Annotated in this window: 17 protein-coding genes and 2 tRNA genes; 11 read left to right on the top strand and 8 right to left on the bottom strand. The window is 65.0% G+C overall.

Annotated features, from left to right (window positions below; all coding sequences use genetic code 11):
* Positions 1 to 32: 32 nt before the first annotated feature.
* The 5 genes from serA to ilvD all read right to left on the bottom strand — a co-directional run bounded on the left by serA (position 33) and on the right by ilvD (position 7,367).
* Complete coding sequence (gene serA / locus FNL14_RS04140) at positions 33 to 1,622, bottom strand: phosphoglycerate dehydrogenase (RefSeq protein ID WP_142057899.1); 1,590 nt, start codon at positions 1,620 to 1,622, stop codon at positions 33 to 35.
* 128 nt (positions 1,623 to 1,750) lie between these two features.
* Positions 1,751 to 2,776 (bottom strand): ketol-acid reductoisomerase, encoded by a 1,026-nt coding sequence (gene ilvC, locus FNL14_RS04135; RefSeq protein WP_091415822.1) that lies wholly within the window; start codon positions 2,774 to 2,776, stop codon positions 1,751 to 1,753.
* An 87-nt stretch (positions 2,777 to 2,863) separates the two neighbouring features.
* On the bottom strand, positions 2,864 to 3,376 hold the full coding sequence (ilvN, locus tag FNL14_RS04130) for an acetolactate synthase small subunit (protein WP_050054685.1): 513 nt from the start codon (positions 3,374 to 3,376) through the stop codon (positions 2,864 to 2,866).
* Positions 3,377 to 3,378: 2 nt separating this feature from the next.
* On the bottom strand, positions 3,379 to 5,286 hold the full coding sequence (locus FNL14_RS04125; RefSeq protein ID WP_142057897.1) for an acetolactate synthase large subunit: 1,908 nt from the start codon (positions 5,284 to 5,286) through the stop codon (positions 3,379 to 3,381).
* A gap of 359 nt (positions 5,287 to 5,645) precedes the next feature.
* Positions 5,646 to 7,367: a dihydroxy-acid dehydratase gene (gene ilvD, locus FNL14_RS04120; protein WP_091415818.1), complete on the bottom strand. Its 1,722-nt coding sequence runs from the start codon at positions 7,365 to 7,367 to the stop codon at positions 5,646 to 5,648.
* A 327-nt stretch (positions 7,368 to 7,694) separates the two neighbouring features.
* On the opposite strand from ilvD, the gene FNL14_RS04115 reads away from it, so the two are divergent.
* The 3 genes from FNL14_RS04115 to FNL14_RS04105 all read left to right on the top strand — a co-directional run bounded on the left by FNL14_RS04115 (position 7,695) and on the right by FNL14_RS04105 (position 10,123).
* Positions 7,695 to 8,825, top strand: coding sequence for a hypothetical protein (locus tag FNL14_RS04115; protein ID WP_142057895.1), 1,131 nt, complete (start codon positions 7,695 to 7,697; stop codon positions 8,823 to 8,825).
* 43 nt (positions 8,826 to 8,868) lie between these two features.
* Positions 8,869 to 9,933, top strand: coding sequence for a PQQ-dependent sugar dehydrogenase (locus tag FNL14_RS04110; protein ID WP_142057893.1), 1,065 nt, complete (start codon positions 8,869 to 8,871; stop codon positions 9,931 to 9,933).
* 114 nt (positions 9,934 to 10,047) lie between these two features.
* Positions 10,048 to 10,123: transfer RNA gene (locus FNL14_RS04105), tRNA-Lys, on the top strand.
* A 434-nt stretch (positions 10,124 to 10,557) separates the two neighbouring features.
* Here FNL14_RS04105 and FNL14_RS04100 read toward each other — a convergent pair.
* Entirely contained in the window at positions 10,558 to 11,016 is a 459-nt protein-coding gene (locus FNL14_RS04100; protein ID WP_091416069.1) for a MarR family winged helix-turn-helix transcriptional regulator, read from the bottom strand.
* A gap of 96 nt (positions 11,017 to 11,112) precedes the next feature.
* Here FNL14_RS04100 and bcp point away from each other — a divergent pair, with 96 nt between their 5' ends.
* The 8 genes from bcp (at position 11,113) to FNL14_RS04060 (ending at position 21,204) form a co-directional block, all read left to right on the top strand.
* Positions 11,113 to 11,586 carry a thioredoxin-dependent thiol peroxidase gene (gene bcp / locus FNL14_RS04095; RefSeq protein ID WP_142057891.1) on the top strand — a complete coding sequence of 158 codons (474 nt, stop codon included), beginning with the start codon at positions 11,113 to 11,115 and terminating at the stop codon, positions 11,584 to 11,586.
* Positions 11,587 to 11,702: 116 nt separating this feature from the next.
* Positions 11,703 to 11,784, top strand: a tRNA-Leu gene (locus tag FNL14_RS04090).
* A gap of 275 nt (positions 11,785 to 12,059) precedes the next feature.
* Positions 12,060 to 12,752 (top strand): fasciclin domain-containing protein, encoded by a 693-nt coding sequence (locus FNL14_RS04085; RefSeq protein WP_091415807.1) that lies wholly within the window; start codon positions 12,060 to 12,062, stop codon positions 12,750 to 12,752.
* Between the two features lie 177 nt (positions 12,753 to 12,929).
* Entirely contained in the window at positions 12,930 to 14,600 is a 1,671-nt protein-coding gene (locus FNL14_RS04080) for an ABC transporter substrate-binding protein (protein WP_181762539.1), read from the top strand.
* A 79-nt stretch (positions 14,601 to 14,679) separates the two neighbouring features.
* Entirely contained in the window at positions 14,680 to 16,182 is a 1,503-nt protein-coding gene (locus FNL14_RS04075) for a malate:quinone oxidoreductase (protein WP_142057889.1), read from the top strand.
* Positions 16,183 to 16,253: 71 nt separating this feature from the next.
* Positions 16,254 to 19,466 carry an efflux RND transporter permease subunit gene (locus FNL14_RS04070; RefSeq protein ID WP_142057887.1) on the top strand — a complete coding sequence of 1,071 codons (3,213 nt, stop codon included), beginning with the start codon at positions 16,254 to 16,256 and terminating at the stop codon, positions 19,464 to 19,466.
* Between the two features lie 116 nt (positions 19,467 to 19,582).
* Positions 19,583 to 20,743: an LLM class flavin-dependent oxidoreductase gene (locus tag FNL14_RS04065; RefSeq protein ID WP_142057885.1), complete on the top strand. Its 1,161-nt coding sequence runs from the start codon at positions 19,583 to 19,585 to the stop codon at positions 20,741 to 20,743.
* A complete protein-coding gene (locus FNL14_RS04060) occupies positions 20,743 to 21,204 on the top strand; it encodes a MarR family winged helix-turn-helix transcriptional regulator (protein WP_142057981.1) in 462 nt (153 codons plus the stop codon). The genes FNL14_RS04065 and FNL14_RS04060 overlap by 1 nt, the downstream gene beginning before the upstream one ends.
* 10 nt (positions 21,205 to 21,214) lie before the next feature.
* Here the strand turns inward: FNL14_RS04060 and FNL14_RS04055 are convergent, their stop codons facing one another.
* Positions 21,215 to 22,021 (bottom strand): transglutaminase family protein, encoded by an 807-nt coding sequence (locus FNL14_RS04055; protein ID WP_142057883.1) that lies wholly within the window; start codon positions 22,019 to 22,021, stop codon positions 21,215 to 21,217.
* Between the two features lie 74 nt (positions 22,022 to 22,095).
* Positions 22,096 to 22,911: a hypothetical protein gene (locus FNL14_RS04050; RefSeq protein WP_142057881.1), complete on the bottom strand. Its 816-nt coding sequence runs from the start codon at positions 22,909 to 22,911 to the stop codon at positions 22,096 to 22,098.
* Between the last annotated feature and the right edge of the window lie 47 nt (positions 22,912 to 22,958).

Genomic DNA, 22,958 nt, shown 5'->3' with positions numbered 1-22,958 from the left:
GGGGGCCGACGCTTCGGCGTTTCCCCTGGCGCTTAGTCCTCCAGGTCCACTTCCCGGACCATTTCGGCGCCGATGCCGGCCTTGATGGCATCGAGCACCTGCTGGGGCACCGAGCTGTCGATGGTCAGCAGCGCCAGGACCTGTCCGCCCTGGTCGTGGCGTGCCACCTGCATGCCGGCGATGTTGATGTTGTTCATGCCCAGGATGTGGCCGATGGTGCCGATCACGCCGGGGCGGTCGGTGTAGGCAACCACCACAAGGTGCTCGCTGATGGGGATTTCAACTTCGAAGCCGTTGATGCCCACCAGCTTTTCGATCTGCTTGGGACCGGTCAGGGTGCCGGCCACGGAGATCTGGCTGCCGTCGCTGAGTGCCCCGCGCAGGGTCAGGACGTTGCGGTAGGACTCGGTCTCCGGGGTGGTGATCAGGCGGACGTTGATGCCGCGCTGCTCGGCGATGACCGGGGCGTTGACGTAGGACACCTGTTCGGTGACGACGTCGGCGAAGATGCCCTTCAGTGCCGCCAGTTCCAGGACCTTGACGTCCAGGGAGGAGATCTCGCCGGCCACCTCGACGTCGAACTGCGTCAGGGAGTCGTGGGTGAGGGCGGTGAAGATCCGGCCCAGCTTCTCGATCAGCGGGATGCCCGGGCGGACGTCCGGGGCGATGATGCCGCCGGCGACGTTGACGGCGTCGGGAACCAGCTCGCCTGCGAGGGCGAGGCGGACGGACTTGGCCACCGAGACGCCTGCCTTTTCCTGGGCTTCGTCCGTGGAGGCGCCGAGGTGGGGGGTGACCACCACGTTGTCCAGTTTGAAGAACGGAAGGTCGGTGCTGGGCTCCTTGGCGAAGACATCCACGCCGGCACCGGCGATCTCGCCGTCCTGCAGGGCAGTGAAGAGGGCTTCCTCGTCCACCAGGCCGCCGCGGGCGACGTTCACCACGTAGGCGGTGGTCTTCATCTTCTTGAACGCATCCGCGCCGAGCATGCCCACGGTTTCAGGAGTCTTGGGCATGTGGATGGTGATGAAGTCGGACTGCGCCAGGAGCTCGTCCAGGGTGACCAGCTGCACGCCGAGCTGCGCTGCCCGGGCTGAGGTGATGTAGGGATCGTAGGCAAGGATCTTGGTGTCGAAGCCCTTCAGGCGGGCTGCCACCAGGGCGCCGATGCGGCCGAGGCCGATGATGCCGATCTTCTTTTCGAACAGTTCGATGCCCGTGTACTTGGAGCGCTTCCACTCGCCGTCCTTGAGCGCGGCGCTGGCCTGCGGAATGTGGCGGGCCAGGCTGAGGATGTGGCCCACGGTGAGCTCGGCGGCGGAGACGATGTTGGACGTGGGGGCGTTCACCACCATAACGCCGGCCTGGGTGGCCGCCTTGATGTCCACGTTGTCCAGGCCCACACCGGCGCGGGCGATGACCTTCAGGTTCTTCGCCGCGGCGATAGCCTCGGCGTCCACCTGGGTGGCGGAGCGGACCAGGATCGCGTCAACGTCACCGATGGCAGAAAGCAACTGGGAGCGGTCAGCGCCGTCGGTCTGGCGGATTTCGAAGTCCGGGCCGAGGGCCTCAATGGTGGCGGGGGAAAGTTCTTCGGCGAGCAGTACTACGGGTTTTGACACGGCTGATCCTCTGCGTTGCAGTCCTGGGGATGGAAACAAGTCTAGGCCGATAGAAAGGCCGGGCTCACATTGTTAAGTGTGAACCCGGCCTCACTGCTGCCTTTATGGTGGCGCCTCAGGGGCAACCTTTAGCGGGCGGCGGAACCTTCAACGTAGTCCACGTCCTGCTGCTGCCAGGAGAACAGGGAGCGCAGTTCGCGGCCAACAGCCTCGATGGGGTGCTGCTCGGCCTTGGCACGCAGTTCCTTGAACTCCACGCCGCCGTTGTCCTGGTCTTCGATGAAGCGCTTGGCGAACGCACCGGACTGGATGTCGGCGAGGACGGCCTGCATGTTTTCCTTCACCGCGGGGGTGATGACGCGCGGACCGGAGACGTAGTCGCCGTACTCAGCGGTGTCGGAAACGCTCCAGCGCTGCTTGGCGATGCCGCCTTCCCACATGAGGTCAACGATGAGCTTGAGCTCGTGGAGTACCTCGAAGTAGGCGATCTGGGGCTGGTAGCCGGCTTCGGTCAGGGTTTCGAAGCCGTACTGGACGAGCTGGGACACGCCGCCGCAGAGGACAGCCTGCTCGCCGAAGAGGTCGGTTTCGGTCTCTTCGGTGAAGGTGGTCTTGATGACGCCGGCGCGGGTGCCGCCGATGGCCTTGGCGTAGGACTTGGCCAGTTCCCAGGCGGCGCCCGAAGCGTCCTGTTCGACGGCGATGATGTCCGGGATGCCGCGGCCGGCTTCGAACTCGCGGCGGACGGTGTGGCCCGGTGCCTTCGGGGCGACGAGGATGACGTCAACGCCCTCCGGTGCCTGGATGTAGCCGAAGCGGATGTTGAAGCCATGGGCGAAAGCAAGGGCCTTGCCCGGCTTCAGCTTGTCCTTGATGGAGTCGTTGTAGATCGAGCGCTGGTGCTGGTCCGGTGCCAGGATCATGATGACGTCTGCCCATTCGGCGGCGTCGGCGACGTTCTTGACGGTGAAGCCGGCGTCCTCGGCCTTGGCGGCTGACTTGGAGCCGTCCTTCAGCGCGATAACAACCTCGACGCCGGAATCGCGAAGGTTCAGTGCGTGGGCGTGGCCCTGGGAGCCGTAGCCCACAATGGCAACCTTGCGGCCCTGGATGATCGACAGGTCGGCGTCGTCGTCGTAAAACATTTCAGTCACTTGCGTAACTCCTCTTGAGTGGATTGTAGATAGGTGTTCGGTGGTGCGGTTACGGGCGTCGCGTTTGCCGGGTAGACCCCGCGGGTCCTAGGCGGAACGCAGCGCCCTGTCACTCATGGAGCGGGATCCCCGTCCAACGGCCAGGGTGCCGGACTGCACGATTTCGCGGATGCCGAAGGGCTCCAGCACTGAAAGCAGTGCCGTGAGCTTTTCGGGATGGCCGGTTGCTTCAATGACGACGGAATCGGTGGAGACGTCGACCACTGAGGCGCGGAACAGGTCTGCAGCCTGGGTCACCTGCAGACGAGTTGCGGCATCCGCACGTACCTTGACCAGGATGTGGTCACGCTGTACGGAAGATTCGGAGGTCAGCTCAACGATTTTGATGACGTTGATCAGTTTATTGAGCTGCTTGGTGACCTGCTCGATGAGGTCGCCATCGGCGTCGACCACCACGGTCATCCGGGAGATGCCCGGAACCTCGGTGGGGCCAACGGCCAGGGAGTTGATGTTAAAGGCCCGGCGGGCGAAGAGGCTTGCAACCCGGGTCAGGACGCCCGGTTTGTCTTCAACCAGGACAGAGAGTGTGTGGCGGCTCATGGTCAGTCCTCTTCTTCCCATTCCGGGGTCATGTTGCGGGCAACCTGGATCTGGTCGTTGCTCACGCCGGCGGGCACCATCGGCCACACCATGGAGTTGGGGCTCACCACGAAGTCGATGACCACCGGGCGGTCGTTGATTTCGAGGGCCTTCTGGATGGTGGCGTCGATGTCCTCGTCGCGTTCGCAGCGGAACGAGGCGCAGCCGTAGGCCTCCCCCAGCTTGACGAAGTCCGGGATGCGGACGGTGTCATGGCCGGTGTTGAGGTCGGTGTTTGAATAGCGGCCCTCGTAGAAGAGGGTCTGCCACTGGCGCACCATGCCCAGGGAGGAGTTGTTGATGACGGCAACCTTGATGGGGATCTTGTTGATGGCGCAGGTGGCCAGTTCCTGGTTGGTCATCTGGAAGCAGCCGTCGCCGTCGATGGCCCAGACCACGCGGTCCGGCTCCCCCACCTTGGCGCCCATGGCGGCCGGGACGGCGTAGCCCATGGTGCCGGCTCCGCCCGAGTTCAGCCAGGCGTGCGGGCGCTCGTACTTGATGAACTGCGCCGCCCACATCTGGTGCTGGCCAACGCCCGCCACATAGATGCCTTCCGGTCCGGTCAGGGCACCGATCCGCTCGATGACCCTCTGCGGGGCGGTCAGTCCGTCTTCCGGTTCGGTCCAGCCCAGCGGGTAGGTTTCCTTCAGGTTGTTCAGGAATGCCCACCACGTGGTGAGGTCCGGAGTGCCTGATGCCTCGAACTGGGTGCGCACGGCGTCGGTCAGCTCAGGGATGATCTCCTTGACCGAGCCCACGATGGGCACGTCCGCCGTGCGGTTCTTGGAGATTTCGGCCGGATCGATGTCGGCGTGGATGACCTTGGCGTTGGGGGCGAATGTCTTCAGCACACCGGTAACGCGGTCATCAAACCGGGCGCCGAGCGTGATGAGGAGGTCCGACTGCTGCAGGGCGGTCACGGCCGAGACGGTCCCGTGCATGCCCGGCATTCCCATGTGCTGCGGGTGGGAGTCGGGGAAGGCACCCTTTGCCATCAGCGTGGTGACAACGGGGGCTCCGGTTGCTTCGGCAAGTGCCAGCAGCTCTGCGGAGGCATGTGCCTTTACAACACCGCCGCCCACGTACAGGACCGGCTTGCGGGCTGCGGCGATCAGCTTGGCAGCTTCGCGTACCTGCTTGTTGTGACCGCGGGTAACAGGACGGTAGCCGGGCAGGTCCACCCGCGGCGGCCAGGAGAAGGTCATCTGGCCCACCTGGGCGTCCTTGGCCACGTCCACCAGGACAGGACCCGGACGTCCGGTCGAGGCCAGGTGGAAGGCCTCCGCCATCACATGCGGGATGTCGTTGGGGTCGGTCACCAGGAAGGAGTGCTTGGTGATGGGCATGGTGATGCCCACAATGTCCGCTTCCTGGAAGGCGTCGGTGCCGATCACACCGCTGGACACCTGTCCGGTGATGGCCACCAGGGGCACGGAGTCCATGTGGGCATCCATGATGGCGGTAACGAGGTTGGTGGCACCGGGGCCCGAGGTGGCGATACAGACGCCCACCCGCCCGGTGACCATGGCGTAGCCTTGCGCGGCGTGGCCGGCTCCCTGTTCGTGACGGACCAGGACGTGATTCATGCTGGAGGCCATCAAGGGGTCGTAGGTGGGCAGGATTGCGCCACCGGGCAAACCGAAAATATCGTCGACGCCGAGTTCTTCGAGCGAGCGGACAATAGCTTGCGAGCCGGTCATCACCGTTGGGGGTACAACGTTGTTCGGCCCAAGGACAGGAGAGGCGGCAGCAAGGTCGGCGACGACGACGGCGTGTTCAGCCGTGCGGTCGGCGCGTTCCGGAGCCTTGGGGGCTCCAGCGGACTTGGTAGCCATCAGCGAGGGGCTGATCGGCGATCCTTTGCTCATCGGACTCTTCCTTGTGGATCATCTGTGTTACATGGAAACTGCGGGAAATAAAAAAACCCCTCAGCCTGGCGGCTCTTCGAGGGGTTTGCGCGTGACGGTTCGTTACCAGGGCTAATGTGCCACGCGCTTGGCAAGGACGACGACTGCATCTGCAGCGGCGCAGCTGGTAACGAAAGTCATGGGTTCAGTTTTCCCTCTGGTGAGATACGTGTCAACGAGCCGCTACCCGATCTCACCATGTGGACTCCATTGTCCACAAACTGGCCCCCTCCCCAACCAGGTAGCAGCAAGTGTCGTTTTGAGCGTACAAAACGACACTTAGCGCTACCTGGTTGGGTCGGCCATCCTTTGCGGAGGTGCTACCCGCAATAAGCGCCTGTACTCGCGCTGTGCACCAGCTTGGCGTACTTGGCGAGGACACCTTTGGTGTACCTGGCGGGCAGCGGCTCCCAGCCCACCTTGCGGGCTTCGAGCTCCGCCTCGTCCACCAGGAGGTCGAAACTGCGGGCTGCGATGTCCACGCGGATCCGGTCGCCGTCCTTCACGAAGGCGATAGGGCCGCCGTCGACCGCTTCCGGGGCGACGTGGCCGATGCACAGGCCGGTGGTGCCGCCGGAGAACCGTCCGTCCGTGAGGAGCAGGACGTCCTTGCCCAGGCCCGCACCCTTGATGGCGCCGGTGATGGCCAGCATTTCGCGCATGCCCGGCCCGCCCTTGGGGCCTTCGTACCGGATGACCACAACGTCGCCGGCGTGGATCTTGCCGTTGTCCAGCGCGTCGAGGGCGCCCTGTTCACGTTCGAAGACACGCGCTGTGCCTTCAAAGACGTCGGCGTCAAAGCCTGCGCTTTTCACCACTGCGCCTTCGGGGGCCATGGTGCCATGCAGGATGGTGATGCCGCCGGTCTTGTGGATCGGGTTGTCCAGTGCACGCAGGATCTTGCCATCAAGGTCCGGCGGGTTGATGGCTTCGAGGTTTTCGGCCACGGTCTTGCCCGTGACGGTGAGGCAGTCGCCGTGCAGCAGGCCGGCGTCGAGCAGTGCGCGCATGATGACGGGCACTCCGCCGATCTTATCGACGTCGGTCATCACGTAGCGGCCGAAAGGCTTGAGGTCACCCAGGTGCGGAATCTTGTCGCCAATGCGGTTGAAGTCGTCAAGGGTGAGCTCCACCTCGGCCTCGCGGGCGATGGCCAGCAGGTGCAGGACGGCGTTGGTGGAACCGCCAAAGGCCATGGTGACGGCGATGGCGTTCTCAAACGCCTTCTTGGTCATGATGTCGCGGGCGGTGATGCCTTTGCGCAGCAGGTTGACTACCGCTTCACCGGACTTCCTGGCGAATTCATCACGACGACGGTCTGCCGAGGGCGGAGCGGCCGAGCCCGGCAGGGACATGCCGAGGGCCTCGCCGATGCAGGCCATGGTGTTCGCCGTGTACATGCCGCCGCAGGCGCCTTCGCCGGGGCAGATCGCTTTTTCGATGCGGGTCAGGTCTTCCATGCTCATTTTGCCGGCGGCGCAGGCGCCAACGGCTTCGAAGGCGTCAATGAGCGTGACTTCCTTTTCGGAACCGTCCTCGAGTTTGACCCAGCCGGGCATGATGGAGCCGGCGTAGAGGAAGACGCTGGACAGGTCCAGGCGGGCCGCGGCCATCAGCATCCCCGGAAGGGACTTGTCACAGCCGGCCAACAGGACGGAGCCGTCAATCCGCTCGGCCTGCATCACGGTTTCCACGGAGTCGGCAATGACTTCGCGGGAAACCAGCGAGAAGTGCATGCCTTCGTGGCCCATGGAGATGCCGTCAGAGACCGAGATGGTGCCGAACTGCATGGGGAACCCGCCGCCCGCGTGGACGCCCTCCTTGGCGCCCTGGGCCAGCCGGTTCAGGGAGAGGTTGCACGGGGTGATTTCGTTCCAGGAGCTGGCAACACCCACCTGGGGCTTGGCGAAGTCGTCGTCGCCCATTCCGACGGCCCGGAACATGCCGCGGGCGGGAGCAGCGTGAATGCCGTCAGTAACTACCCGGCTCCGCGGCTTGATGTCAGGCTTGTTGTCGGTTCCCACCAGGGTGTCCTCACTCATAGGGGAAAGTCTATGGCTCCGCGGAACGGCGCGACGACAGACCCGGGCCGGTTAAGCGCAAAACCGGGAATATTTCCGATCAGATAGTGGACTGGCATCTTGCATATTGAGATGACCCCCTTCGTATCCCTTCGGCTTTTCTGGTTTGGCGCAACCGTGTGTCCGGCACGCCTGCTGAAGGGCATCGTGTTCCCGCCTCGCCCGGAGGGAGCGCCACCTGCGGCGGCCGGGCAAACGGCGTCGCGGCAGGTCAAAGTGCTGGACAGCGATCTGGACCCGACGTAGCGTCGGGCAAAGGAGCTTGCCCAACCGACTGAAGGGATTGCCATGGAAGCTGTCTTCTTGATCATTCTGCTCGCTGTTTTGGCCGGTGTTGTGTGGTGGCGGCTGAACGCCAAAAAGTCCGCTGCCGCCCGGGAGCCGTCCGCGGACCGCAGCGGCGGGCAGGCGGACAGGCCCGGCGTCGACGGTAGTACCCGGACTGACGGTGCACTTTCCGGCGGCAGCGCGGCAGCTTCCGCCGAGGCCGCGGGCACCACGGGTATTGCCAGCGCGGCCGGATTCGGCCGCCCGGCAGAGCCCGCCGCGCCCACCACTGCGGAGGAGCCGGCCGAGTCGGTGGCCAGGCCGGACAGGTCCCCTGCCGACGAGGCACAGCACAGCAGTACCGGCTCGTCCGCACTTGGCACCGCAGGCGCGGGCAGCGGGGAAGGCGTCAAGGAAGAGCGCCGGATCCAGGATGCTGCCGAATGGGAAACCCAGTGGTCTGAGGCATCAGGTTCAGCCCCTGCCCGCGAAAGTGCGACCCACCGGGAAGGGACGGCCCCGCAGACCGGGTTCGGGGCTGGGTCTTCCGGAACCACGAATGAGGGTGCCGCGGACTCGCAGCCGGTTCACCACGCCGAATACACCGCGCCGCAGGCCCCTACCCTTCCCGGGGCTGAGACGGCGGCAGTGGAGGAACCGGAGGATACCGGCGCGGCAGCCGCAGCCCGTCAGCCGTCGCCGGCTGGCACCGGCCACACCGAAAACGCATCAAACTCCGACGTGGCGCCTTCCCCAGGCGGTGCAGGCATGGGACTCCCCACCGACGCCGCCGCAACCGAAACGCAGGACCGGGCGCAGTCCTCTGCGCTGGTGGAAACCGGCGCGGACCATACCCAGTACCAGCCGTCGGCCATGCCCGCGTCCGGAACAGGACCTTCAGCCACAGAGCCGGCCGCAACGGAACCAACCGGGCACCTTGCCGCGAACGAGCCCTATGGCGCGGGCTCGGCGTCGGCCACGGCTGACGGAAGCGGCCCGGCGGACTACACCGTCAAGGGTGACGCCGGCTCCATGGTCTACTACGAGGAGGGACACCCCGAGTATGAGCAGACAAGGGCTGACGTGTGGTTCGAGTCGCCTGCCCATGCAGAGGCTGCCGGCTTCAGAGCGCCGCGGCGGAGGCGCATCTAGCAGAGCCGGCTCCCGACGGCGGGCGCACCCGGCTGCACCCGTCATGGCGGCCGCTGGTGCGTGCCTCGCCCTGCTCCTGTCTGCCTGCACGGGTAACCCGGACGGAATACCTACGGGAAGCCGGCCTTCACTGAGCACGTCGGCAGGGCCGGTGCCCGGAACGCCGCAACGCCTGGATCTTCAGCTGCAAATCCCCTGGGCTGCGGTGTTCCTTCCCGACGGAACAGCCGTGATTTCTGAGCGCGACACCACCCTCCTCAAAGCAGTCCGTGACGGCGCCGCCCGTGAACTGGGTGCAGTTCCAGGCGTGGCTCCGGGAGGAGAAGGCGGCCTGCTGGGGCTTGCCCTGTCCCCCAACTTTGCAACTGACCGCTACCTCTACGTGTACTTCACCTCCGGGCAGGACAACAGGATTGCCCGCCTTCGCCTGCTGGCGGCGGGCGACGGCACGCTTTCCCTCGGACAGCCGGAAGTGATCTTCACGGGAATTCCGAAAGCCTCCACCCACAACGGCGGCAGGATCCGGTTCGGGCCGGACGGCTTCCTGTATGTGGGCACCGGCGACTCCCAGCGCAGGGAGCAGCCGCAGGACCCCGAGGCGCTGGGCGGGAAGATCCTCCGCCTGACAGCCGACGGCGCCCCGGCACCAGGCAATCCGTTCGGGAATGCCGTGTACAGCCTCGGACACCGGAACGTCCAGGGATTGGCGTGGGACGCAGAGGGGCGGCTGTGGGCCAGCGAGTTTGGGCCTGACGTCAATGATGAAATGAACCTGATTGTGCCGGGCGGCAACTACGGGTGGCCCGCTGTGACCGGAGCACCGCACCGCCCGGAGTTCCGGGACGCAAAAGTCGTCTGGCCGGCAACAAGCGAGTCCTCGCCCAGCGGCCTGGAAATTGTGGGCTCAACGGCGTACTTGGGTGCACTGCGTGGCCAGCGGATGTGGACCGTGCCCCTGGCCGGCGAGGAAGCAGGCTCGCCTGTGGCCTATTTCACAGGTGAATACGGCCGGATCCGGGATGTGGTCCACGCTCCGGACGGCGGTTTTTGGCTGCTGACCAACAATGAAAACCCCGACTTTGTGCTGGTTTTACCCCCTCAGGGCTGACAAGACCCCGACTGCCGCCGTCGATTTCACATGCACCAAAAGTTCGTGTAGAGTTTCATGTCGTTGCGGAGATCAACCGGGAAAGAAAAAGCCCAAACGATCGAAACAAAAGATGCACCTCTAGCTCAATTGGCAGAGCAATTGACTCTTAATCAATGGGTTCCGGGTTCAAGTCCCGGGGGGTGCACCACTGGGAAAACAGCCTCCGGCTTGCGGAAACGCAAACCGGAGGCTGTTTTGTTTTCCGGAGTTGGCGGCCCAGCATGGGCATAGCTGGAGCCTGGAGCAAAACGCTCCATCACCTCCTGCAGCTTTTCGTGCATCGCTCGATCAGTTTCCTGTGAGGTCCGACGGCGGCATGCCGCGGCAGCGTGCGTCAGGTGATGGAGCGCCAGCTGATTGGTTGGAGAAGCTGATGGCGCGTCGGCCGATTCGTTGCAGCAAGTGAGCGGGCGATTACAACCTGGCGGCCATAAGTGATGGCGCGTTTCCCGATTGCTTGCCGGACGTGATGGCGCGTTCCCGTCGGTGGGCGGCAGATGCGGGGCAAAAATAAAGCGTGACCGCAGCCTGTAACAGCTGGGATCACGCTGTAGGCCGGCAGTGCCGGCCGAAGCAGATGGGCTACGGCGTCATGGACGGGTTCTCCACCAAAGCCGCGGTGGCGGTGGTACCGAACTGGCTTGCCAGCTCGCGGACAACAGCCTTGAGTTCCTGCCGCAGGGCGTCGGGGTCGATGGTGGCCGCTGCCAGGACCGTACGTTCCATCTCGACGGCGGCGGCGACGGCTTCCTTGCCCCGCTCAGTCAGGGACACCACATGGCTGCGGCGGTCAGAGGTGCTGCGGACCCTGGCGATATGCCCGTGGGCTTCGAGGCGGCTCAGGGTTTTGCCCATGGTCTGGGCCTGCACGCGCACATATTGGGCAAGCTGCGCCTGGGTCATGGGGCCCTGCGCGTTAAGGACCTCTATGGCGATAACACCGGCATGGGTGAGACCGATAGCGCCGAGTTTTTCATTCCAGGAGTGTTCAACGAGGCGCGCAGCAGTGGACAAGAGGCGCCCTGTGGGCCATTGATCCATATCAGGCATAGCAGCAAGTATAGCCAAGTGCCGATTAGCACTGTTCCGCACCGCTTACTAGGCTGATGTGTCCCGCCTGCAACAAGGAGAAAAACAATGGCTGACCGACTCGTAACAGGTGACGACGCACCGCAATTCACCCTGAAAGACTCGACGGGGAAGGACGTCAGCCTGGCACCGCGGCCGGGCCGCCAGACCATCGTCTACTTCTACCCCGCCGCGGCGACCCCCGGCTGCACCAAGGAAGCATGCGACTTCCGGGACAACCTGTCCTCGCTGCAGTCGGCAGGGTACGACGTCCTGGGCATCTCCCCCGATCCGGTGGAAAAGCTCGCCAAATTCGCCGCCCAGGAAACCCTCACTTTTCCGCTGCTCTCGGACGAGGACCATGCAGTGGCGGAGGCCTACGGGGCTTGGGGCGAGAAGAAAAACTACGGCAAGACCTACGAGGGCCTGATCCGGTCCACCGTTGTGGTGGATCCCGACGGAAAAGTGGCCCTGGCCCAGTACAACGTGCGCGCCACGGGCCATGTGGCCAAATTGCGCCGGGACCTGAAACTGGACGCCTGACCCGGCCACCGCTGACGCAGGTCCCGCCTGCGCAACGCTACAATAAAGACTGGCATCCGCCGTCGTACCTTCCTGGCCCTGACACAGGCGCCTGAACGTGCGGCGCCGAAGGCCACGCGCGAGTGGTGAAATTGGCAGACACGCAGGATTTAGGTTCCTGTGCCTTCGGGCGTGGGGGTTCAAGTCCCCCCTTGCGCACTGCCTGTCAAAGATCCCCCGGCCTTCGTGACCTTGTCACAGGCCGGGGGATCTTTTGTTTCTTTGCCGCCGCCCGGCGGTCATCAGCCCCCGGATATTCCCGGGAATCACCAGTGCGCTGAAAAAGTCCTTGACGCCGACCCATCCATGTTTCCGCAGCGGCCGAATACCCACTGAGACACCAGCCAAGGCAGGTGCCCACCAACCGGAAGCAATCAGCGCCGCGGACATCCCGTTCACGGCCAGGCGACATGTTCAACCCAAGGAGAACCACAATGCAGACCATCAAGCGCACCACTTTCAGCGTCGCAGGCGTTGCAGCTGCAGCTCTGCTCAGCCTGACCGCCTGCGGTGGCTCAGCAGGCACGTCCAGCTCCTCCGCTCCGGCCGCCGCGCCGTCATCCTCCGCTTCGGCGAAGGCCACCACGATGGCCCCGTCACCCTCTGCCAGCTCCTCCGCAGCCATGATGGATCCGGCCGCCAACCTGGTGGGCAGTGGCTGCGCAGCCTACGCCAAGCAGGTACCCACGGGCGCAGGTTCGGTGGAAGGCATGGCGCTGGACCCCGTGGCCGTGGCAGCATCCAACAACCCCATCCTGACCACCCTCACGGCTGCCGTGTCCGGCAAGCTGAACCCGAAGGTGGATCTGGTGGACACCCTCAACGGCGGTGAATTCACTGTCTTCGCGCCGGTGGACGACGCCTTCGCCAAGATCGACCCGGCCACCATCGAAACACTGAAGACCGATGATGCCCTCCTGAGCAAGATCCTGACCTACCACGTGGTTCCCGGCCAGATCACCCCGGACAAGATCGCCGGCACCCACGCCACCGTCCAGGGCGGCTCCGTCACGGTCACGGGCAGCGGCGACACCCTTAAGGTGGATGACGCCAGCGTGATCTGCGGCGGCGTCAAGACCAAGAACGCGACGGTTTACCTCATCGATTCCGTGCTGATGCCCAAGTAATCCCGGCTGCAAGCAGCCAGGCCCGGGGCCCGTTCCGACAAGGACGGGCCCCGGGCCTTTAAGGCGTCGGCGAACAGGCGGCCGCCCTGGGCCTCCCGGAAGCGCACCACCAGGTCAACTAGACTGGGTCCCGGCCCGCAACCGGCGGTGCCGGCAAGATCCCGAGGTGATAAACGCGTGCCCAGCAGTCCATCCCGGCGGACGGTCCTGACGACCGGTGCCGCCCTCCTGGCGTTGAGCGTTACCTCATGCACCGCCATACCGGCCCCGTCGCCGTCGCCCGCTTCCCCTGCCCCCAGCACGACGGCGGAGCCCACCGCAACCTTTAACTTCGGCACCGCGGTGCAGCCACTGGGCCTGGACCCGGCGCTGTCAAGTGATGTTGAGTCCCAGCGGATCACCCGGCAGATCCTCGAAGGACTGGTGGGGGTGGACCAGACAACCGGGAAACCCACTCCGCTGCTGGCCACGGAGTGGAGCGAAACCAACGAGGGCCGCTCCTACACCTTCAAATTGCGCAGCGGTGTGAGCTTCCACGACGGAACCCCCTTCAACGCCGAAGCGGTGTGCACCAACTTCAACCGTTGGTTTGCGTTCCCGGAGAACCTCCGCCGGCAGGCCCCCGGCAGCTCGTTCAAAGGTGTGTTCAAAGCGCACTCGGACCAGCCGGAGCTGTCCATCTTCAAAAGCTGCACCGCGGTGGCGGCCGATACCGTGCAGATCGACCTCAGCCAGCGCTTCACCGCATTCCTGCAGGCCCTGACCCTGCCGGCCTTCGCCATCGCCTCCCCCGCTGCGCTTGCGGCAGGCAATGCCGACGTGCTGGACCAGAACCGCGGCGGCCAGGCCGTGTCCGTCTTCGGCGCCAATCCGGTGGGCACTGGCCCCTTCATCCTGCAATCCTGGGACGAAGGCAGCGTGACCTTGGCCAGCAATACGTCCTACTGGGGAGAGCGTGGCCAGATCGCCACCATCAACTTTGTGGCCTACAACCACCCCCAGGCCCGCCTCCAGGCCCTGTTGGACGGGAAAATCGACGGCTACGACGCCGTGACGGTGGGTAACTTCGACCAGCTGGTGAAGCGCGGCAAGCAGATTGTGCAGCGGGACCCGTTCTCCGTAATGTACTTAGGCATCAACCAGGAGATCCCGGTCCTGCAGAACCAGAAAGTCCGGCAGGCCATTGAACTGGCCATCGACAAAGAAACGCTGATCCGCAAGTTCTTCATCGACAACACCGCCGTGGCCACCCAGTTCGTCCCGCCGAAGATCAGCGGGTTCAACAACGACGCCCCCGCACTGGGGCACGACCCCGCCAAGGCCAAGGAGTACCTCAAGGAGGCCGCGTACTCCGGTGAGGAGCTGAGGTTCTACTACCCGCTGAACGTCACCAGGCCCTACCTGCCCACTCCGGAGAAGGTTTACGCCGAGATCAGCCGCCAGCTCACCGCCGTCGGCTTCAACGTCAGGCCCGTTCCCGTGGACTGGTCTGAGGGGTATCTGCAAAAGGTGCAGTCCCCGGGAGACCACGCACTCCACCTGCTCGGCTGGAACGGGTCCTACTCGGACGCCGACAATTTCGTTGGCCCCCTCTTCGGTGAGAAGAACGGCGAGTTCGGCTACCAGGACCCCCAGGTCTTCTCCAAGATCAACAGGGCCCGCGGGATGCCCGAGGGGCAGGAGCGGGATGAGCAATATCACACCATCAATGCGCAGATCGCGGCCACTGTTCCCGCGGTTCCGGTTGCCTTCCCCATCTCTGCATTGGCCTTGTCCGACCGTGTGGTGAGCTATCCGGCGTCGCCTGTCTTAAATGAAGTTTTCACCAAAGTACAACTGAAGCCTTGACGGGCCAGCCCAATTTCAGTAGTAGGGCTGCGCGGGGATATTCTGTGACAGCCAGAGCCGCTGCAATCGGAGACTGATCGTGACCTTCATTTCCAAGACCCCTCATGCCGACGTCGTCCTGATTGGCGGCGGCATCATGAGCGCCACGCTGGGGGCATTCATCAAGCAGTTGGAGCCGGACTGGACCATCTCCATGTTCGAGCGGCTGGACGAGCCTGGGCTGGAAAGCTCCGGTCCGTGGAACAACGCCGGAACCGGCCACGCTGCCCTCTGCGAACTCAACTACTCCCCCGCAGCCAAAGACGGCTCGGTGGACCCCGCCAAAGCACTGCTCATCAATGAGCAGTTCCAGCTTTCCCGCCAGTTCTGGTCCCACCTGGTGGACCAGTCGCTGATCGGATCGCCCAAGGGCTTCATCAACACGGTGCCGCACATGAGCTTTGTGATCGGCGAAGAGAACACCCGGTTCCTGAAGACCCGGTATGAAGCACTCAAGCCGCATCCCCTGTTCCGCAGCATGGAGTACTCCGAGGACCACGGCAAGATCGGCAAGTGGGCTCCGCTGATCGTCAAGGGCCGCGATCCCAAGCAGCGGATCGCCGCCACGCGCGCCGCCGAAGGCACCGACGTGGACTTCGGGGCACTCACCCGTGAACTGACCACCTACCTCGGGAACAACGGCGTCGAGATTAACTACGGCCATGATGTTACCGGCATCTCCAAGGCGTCCGACGGCGGCTGGAACCTTTCGCTGAAGCACCCCCGGTCAGGCGAACACGGCAAGATCCACGCCAAGTTCGTATTTGTCGGCGCCGGCGGCGGCGCCCTGCACCTGCTGCAGGCCTCCGGGATTCCGGAAAGCAAGGGCTACGGCGGTTTCCCGGTTTCCGGGCAGTTCTTCCGCTGCACGGACGAAACCCTCGCTGCCCAGCACAGCGCCAAGGTGTACGGCCAGGCGTCCGTGGGCGCCCCGCCCATGTCCGTGCCCCACCTGGACACCCGGTACGTCAACGGCAAGCGTTCGCTGCTGTTCGGCCCGTACGCAGGCTTCTCCACCAACTTCCTGAAGAACGGCTCCTACCTGGACCTGCCGCTGTCCATCCGGCCAAGCAACATCATCCCCATGCTGGCCGTTGCCAAGGACAACATGGACCTCACCGCGTACCTGGTCAAGGAAGTTGCCAAAAAGCACGCCGACAAGGTGGAAGCCCTGCGCGAGTACTACCCGGAGGCCAAGGCGGGCGACTGGGAACTCATTACGGCCGGCCAGCGTGTACAGATCATTAAGAAAGACCCGCAGAAGGGCGGCATTCTTCAGTTCGGCACTGAAGTCATTGCCGGCCGTGACGGTTCCATCGGCGCACTCCTGGGTGCATCCCCCGGAGCCTCCACTGCGGTACCCATCATGATCGAACTGCTCAAGAAGGCCTTCCCCAAGAACTTCAAGGGCTGGCAGTCCCGGCTGAAGGACATGATGCCCGGCTACGGCGTCAAGCTCGATGACAACCCGGAACTTGCCGCGGAGCTGGAAAAGGCCACGGCGAGGTCCCTGCAGCTGGAGAGCGTTACCGCCAGCCACTGACCCTGCCGGGGGCCGGTGGCCGGCTGTCCTGGTCCGCAACAGTCAGTCACAACCCCACAGGAGTTCATGCGATGTTCCGGTTGGCACAACTTTCTCTGGCAAACCGGGCACTGATCGCACTGATCACCGTCTTCGCCTCCGTGTTCGGCGTGATCACCATGTCATCGCTGAAGCAGGAGCTCATCCCGTCGATCGAGTTTCCGCAGATCACGGTGCTGACCGCCATGCCCGGGGCTTCCCCGGAGGTGGTGGACAAGCAGGTGAGCGGACCGCTGGAGACTGCGTTGAACGGCGTGGAGGGGCTGGAATCCACCTCCTCCACGTCGCGCAACGGCGTCTCCCAGATCACCATGGTCTTCACGTACGGTTCCAACCTTGACCGCGCCCGGAACCAGATTGACCGGGCCATCTCCAACGCCAAGCGGAACCTCCCCGAGGATGTCCAGCCGCAGGCCATTGCCGGCAGCATCAGCGACTTTCCCATCGTTTTCCTGGCCGTGTCCTCGGACAAGTCCCTCAGCGAGCTCAATTCGGACCTGCAGCGCCTCAGCGTGCCCCGTCTGCAGAAGATCGACGGCGTACGCGGCGCCGATGTGACCGGCGGCGCCACCCAGCACATCGAGATCCTTCCCCGCGCCGATGCCATGGCGGCCGCCGGCGCCACCCTCACCTCCATTCGTGACGCGTTGGGAAACAACGGCGCCCTGGTCCCGGCGGGCACCCTTGAGGAGCAGGGGAAGACCCTCTCCCTGCAGATCGGCAGCCCCGTCGATTCCCTGGACGCCGTCAAGGCACTGCCGCTCGCCGGGGCAAAGAACGCCGCCACCATCGGCTCCGTGGCCGACGTCTCCGTCAAGGACGACGAACGGACCTCCATCACGCGGACCAACGGCGCCGAAACCCTGGCCGTGTCCGTCACCAAGAAGCCTGAAGGCGACACGGTGGCCATCTCGCATGCAGTGCGTGACACCCTGGCCGGGCTCGAGGCTGAGTTGGGCTCCAATGCCAAGTTCACGCCGGTCTTCGACCAGGCCCCCTTCATCGAAAAGTCCATCAAAGACCTCACCACTGAGGGCCTGCTGGGGCTGGGCTTCGCCGTGGCTGTCATCCTGGTGTTCCTGATGTCTGCGCGCTCCACCCTGGTGACGGCGGTGTCCATCCCGCTCTCACTCCTGATCACCTTCATCGGCCTGTCCGCTACCGGTTACTCGCTGAACATCCTCACCCTCGGCGCGCTCACCATCGCCATCGGCCGGGTGGTGGATGACTCGATCGTGGTCATCGAAAACATCAAGCGGCACCTCAGTTACGGCGAGGACAAGGTCACCGCCATCCTGACCGCCATCCGCGAAGTGGCCGGCGCCATCACGGCCTCCACGCTGACCACAGTGGCAGTCTTCCTGCCCATTGCCTTCGTGGGCGAACTCGCGGGCGAGCTGTTCAGGCCGTTTGCCCTCACCGTCACCATGGCGCTGCTGGCCTCACTGCTGGTTTCGCTGACCATCGTTCCCGTGCTGGCCTACTGGTTCCTGCCCAATCCCGGCCTCGGCAGCGGGGCAGCCCGCCGCAATGCCTCCGAGGCCCGCGCCAAGGCCCAGGAGGCAGAGCAGCGCAGCAGGCTCCAGCGCGGGTATCTTCCCATCCTCACCAAGACCCAGAAGCATCCGGTAGTCACCCTGGTTGCCGCCGCCCTGGTCCTGGGCGGCACCGCGGCCATGGCACCCTTGCTGGCAACCAACCTGCTGGGAAATTCCGGGCAGAACAGCCTGACCGTCCGGCAGGTGCTGCCTGCCGGGACCAGCCTGGCTGATACCAGCGCCGCCGCCGTCCGCCTTGAGGAGGTCCTGCGCGGGATCGACGGCGTCCGCGACGTGCAGGTGACCAGCGGCAATGCCCAGGCCGGGTTTGCCGCCATCACCTCCACCGGATCTTCCAACTCCACCTTCACGGTGGTGACCGATGAAAAGGCGGACCAGGAGCAGCTGCAGGAAACCGTGCGGAACGAGCTGGCAAAAGTGCCCGATTCAGGGAAGGTCTCCGTCGGTACCCAGCAGGGCGGCTTCGGAACGTCCTCTACGGTGGACATCACCATCAAGGCGGCCACCACCGCGGACCTGCAGGCTGCCAGCGACGCCATGGTCGAAGCCATGACCGGCGTCCCCGGCACCAGCGAAGTGGCCACCAACCTCGCCGCCAGCCAGCCGGTGGTCCAGGTGAAGGTTGACCGTGCCAAGGCCGTCGCGGCAGGACTCAACGAGGAACAGGTGGCGGGCGTCCTCGCGTCAACCATCAGCCCCATCCCTGCCGGGACCGTACGGATCGACACCAACGACTTCCCGGTCCAGATCGGCAAGGGCACCAGGTTCACCAGCATCGACGCCGTCCGCGCGATTCCACTGCCCGCCGCCGGCGCTCCTGTAACGCTCGGCAGCATTGCCGCGGTGGAACAGGTGGACGTCCCGGTGTCCATCACCGCCAGCAACGGCCAGCGCACCGCGCGGGTGTCCGTGACGCCGTCGGGATCCAACCTCGGCGCCGTGAACACGGAAGTCCAGAAGCGCCTCGCAGAGGTCCAGCTGCCGGCCGGGGTCACCGCCGAAATCGGCGGCGCCACCACCCAGCAGCAGGAGTCGTTCCAGCAGCTTGGGCTTGCCCTGCTGGCGGCCATTGCCATCGTCTACGTGATCATGGTGGCCACGTTCAAATCCCTCATCCAGCCGCTGATCCTGCTGGTCTCGGTGCCGTTCGCGGCCACCGGCGCCGTGGCCCTGCTGCTGGTGACCGGGGTTCCGCTGGGCCTGCCGTCACTGATCGGCATGCTGATGCTGGTAGGCATCGTGGTCACCAACGCCATTGTGTTGATCGACCTCATCAACCAGTACCGGCAGCCGCGCGACGGCCGGCCGGGCATGAACGTGGCGGATGCCATCACCCACGGCGCGCGGCAGCGGCTCCGGCCCATCCTGATGACCGCCCTGGCCACGGTGTTCGCCCTGACTCCGATGGCCCTCGGGCTGACAGGCGGGGGCGGCTTCATTTCGCAGCCCCTGGCCGTGGTGGTCATCGGCGGCCTCGTCTCATCAACCGCCCTGACCCTGGTCCTGGTTCCCGTCCTCTACCGCCTGGTGGAGGGGCGCCGGGAGAAGAAGGCGCTGCTGCGGGAACTGCATGAGCGCCCGGAATTCGGCCCCGGCGCCGACGTCGACGATGAGTTCCGCGACTGGACCACGGGCATGGTGCCCAAGGTCAGCGGGCGGCGCGCAGCACCCGGAAGCCCCGAGTAAAAACTGCGGAATATTTTCCGTGCGGCAGCGTTGTATCCGGCGATAGATGCAAATGCATCTAAATTGGCCTATACTGGAACCAAAGCCAGCAAGTCCAAGCAACGGAAAGGCACATCATGCAGATCGGTGTTTTCAGCGTCAGTGACATCACCACGGACCCCACCACGGGCCGCACCCCCACCGAGAACGAGCGCATCAAGGCCTCCGTCGCCATCGCGAAGAAGGTCGAGGAAATCGGCATGGATGTCTACGCCATCGGCGAGCACCACAACCGGCCCTTCTTCTCCTCCTCCCCCACCACCACCCTTGCCTACATCGCGGCGCAGACCGAACGGATCATCCTGTCCACGGCCACCACGCTGATCACCACGAATGACCCGGTCAAGATTGCCGAAGACTTCGCCATGCTCCAGCACCTCGCCGACGGCCGCGTGGACCTGGTCCTGGGCCGCGGCAACACCGCTCCCGTCTACCCCTGGTTCGGCAAGAACATCCAGGACGGCGTGGAACTCGCCATCGAGAACTACAGCCTGCTGCGCAAGCTGTGGGACGAGGACACCGTGAACTGGTCCGGCAAGTTCCGCACCCCGCTGCAGAACTTCACGTCCACCCCGCGCCCGCTCGACGGCGTGGCCCCGTTCGTGTGGCACGGCTCCATCCGCACGCCCCAGATCGCCGAAGTTGCCGCGTACTTCGGCGACGGCTTCTTTGCCAACAACATCTTCTGGCCCAAGGAGCACTACCAGCAGCTGATCAGCCTCTACCGTGAGCGCTACGAGCACTACGGCCACGGCAAGGCAGACCAGGCGATCGTGGGCCTGGGCGGCCAGTTCTTTATGCGGAAGAACTCGCAGGACGCCGTCAAGGAGTTCCGCCCCTACTTCGACAATGCTCCGGTCTACGGGCACGGGCCCTCACTCGAGGACTTCACCTCGCAGACGCCCCTGACCGTCGGCAGCCCGCAGGAGGTTATCGAAAAAACCCTGACCTTCCGGGAGTACTTCGGCGACTACCAGCGGCAGCTGTTCCTGATCGACCATGCCGGCCTGCCGCTGAAGACCGTGCTGGAGCAGCTGGACCTGTTCGGCGAGGAAGTCCTGCCTGTCCTGCGCAAGGAGTACGCCGCCCTCACTCCGGCCCACGTTCCCGAACCGCCCACCCATGCCAACCGGGTTGCCGCTGCGCTGGCCGCCCAGGAGGCGCAGGCAGGTCAGGAGGCGCAGGCAGGGCAGGGCCAGGATGCGCCGGGCGCCGAAAAGTCCTCCGTGGAGGCATGATGGCCGGCAACAGTTCAGAATCACCAGTGCGGCTTGCAGCCGAGACCTGGGAGTCGCTGTTCCGGGCACAGGTGGCCGTCATGCGCAAGCTGCAGGCAGGTCCGGCCTTCCGGAAGCTGGCCGTCAACGAGTATGACGTCCTGTTCACGTTGTCACGCTGCCCCACAGGGTGGCTTAGGCTGAACGAGCTCAACGACAACGTCCTTCTGAGCCAGTCCAGCCTCAGCCGGATGGTGGAGCGGCTGGAGAAGCGCGGGCTGGTGGCCAGGATGCCGGCGCCGGAGGACGGCCGGGGCGTGCTGTTGAAGCTGACGGAGGAAGGCCGGGAGCTGCAGAAGGAGATCGGCCGCGAGCACGTCCGGGACATCTCCACCCTGATGGGTCCGGCCCTGACACCTGACGAGCAGAAGGAACTGCGGCGGCTCACGGAGAAGCTGCGGAGTTCGCTGGGTCCCCGCTGACCGGAGGTGGTCAGCCCAGCTGCATAAGGCGGGCAGGATCCTCCACGGGCAGGACGCCGTTGACAACTGCGGTGACCTGCAGTTGGTGGAGGATCAGGCTCCCGCCCACGGTGGACAGGAAGGCGGTATCGGCGGAGTCCCGGCCGGCGGTGATCCGAAGCATCGATTCCCGCGGGGCCAGCCCCGTGGGATCGATGACGTGCCAGGCACCCTCCACGTAGGCCTCGGCCACGGCGTGGAAATCCATCGGCGCCAGGCCGGGAGCGTAGACGGCGGCGAGCCTGGCGGGGATGTCCTTGGAGCGCAGCAGTGCGATGGCCAGGTGCGCGAAGTCCCGGCAAACTCCGCGGCGGCTGAGCAGGGTTTCCACTGCCCCGTCGGTGCCCCGGGATGATCCGCTGAGGTAGCGAAGTTCCCCGTTCACCCAGTTCCTGACGGCGTGCAGCAGCCCGGCGCCCTGGACCCCCTCAAATTCGGCGTAGGCGGTGGGCAGGAGCCGGTCTGATTCTGCGTACCGGCTGGGCCGGACGTAGCGGATCCGGTCGGCAAGCTCCGCCTCTTCCGGTTCGGCTTTTCCGGCCACCGTGGCGGAGTATTCCACCGTCACCTCCGCCGGATCGGCGAACTCCATGTAGTGGAACCGGCCTCCGTGGTGGTCGGCCACCTCGGTCAGCGGGACCTGGCCGCCCTCGGCCGTGACGGACAGCGACTCCTCAAAGGAGGAATAGCCCCCGTTCCTCGCCACCGCGACGGCCATCGCCACCTTGGTGTTGGCTGCGGTTTTGAAGACCAGTCGTGCGGAAACACTGCGTTCCATGGCTCTTTCCGGGTTGGGTGCGGTGGAAGAAAAGTCACCGCTTGTCGCAGCACTCGGGCCGGGAACGGGACTAACTAGTTTTTGATCTTCAGAGACATTAGCATCCGCTGGACATTGGCGAATTCGCTGCCCTCATTGGCGTACCGGGCGGCCTGGTCAAGGGTGTCGAATGCCTTGGCGGGGGCCACTTTTTCGTCCGGGGCAAAGGGGCGTACGGAGACGACGTCCCCGAACGAGTAGTCGCCCTTTCCGGCGGGACCCCGCAGGATGTTGCGGAGCTCGCAGGCCTGGCCGTCCGTGCCGCCCGCAACGTTCGTAACGCCGTAGGAACCAAAGTATTTGTACCCCTGGATCACACGGAAAACCACCCTGGGCGGTATGGTCCCCTCCCCGCCTGCGGCGGAGACCTCCACCGGCACACTGCTGACCACGGTGTAGGCCCGCCGGGATGCTTCCGGACATTCCGTGGACGACGGCGGCAGCCCGGTCCGCAGCGCTGCCATGAAGGTGCCGTCGGGCTTCTTCACTTCGATCTTCAGGGCACCGGGCAAGGCGCCTTCCTCCGGCGTGACGGACTGGGCGATCCAGTCCTCCGGCAGGTCGAAGCTGACGGCCTTGCCAGGGTCCGAGAAAGACTTCCAGGCCGCAGCCGTAGCCACTGCCTGTGGCGCGCCGGATGAGGCGGAGCCGGGAGCTGCGCCTTCGGAGGCCGCCGTTGAGGAGGCATCCGGGGATGCGGGCGCGGAAGCGCTGGAGCCTGCGGCTCCGGACGGACCCGGCTGCGCAGTCCAGCCCGGCTGGACCGGTCCTGCGCTGGAGCAGCCGGCCAGGAAGGCGCCCGCCACCAGCAGTGATACACCGGACCGCACCTTCGTTGCCATGCCTCTCATGCAGCCAGCCTAACCGGACCTGGGCGGCAGGCGGGGCTGGGCGGGAG

Origin of the sequence: Pseudarthrobacter sp. B4EP4b, from assembly GCF_006680095.1 — a bacterium.
GTDB lineage: Bacteria > Actinomycetota > Actinomycetes > Actinomycetales > Micrococcaceae > Arthrobacter.
Note: the sequence above shows the minus strand (reverse complement) of the source record. Positions and strands in the feature narration are given on the sequence as shown.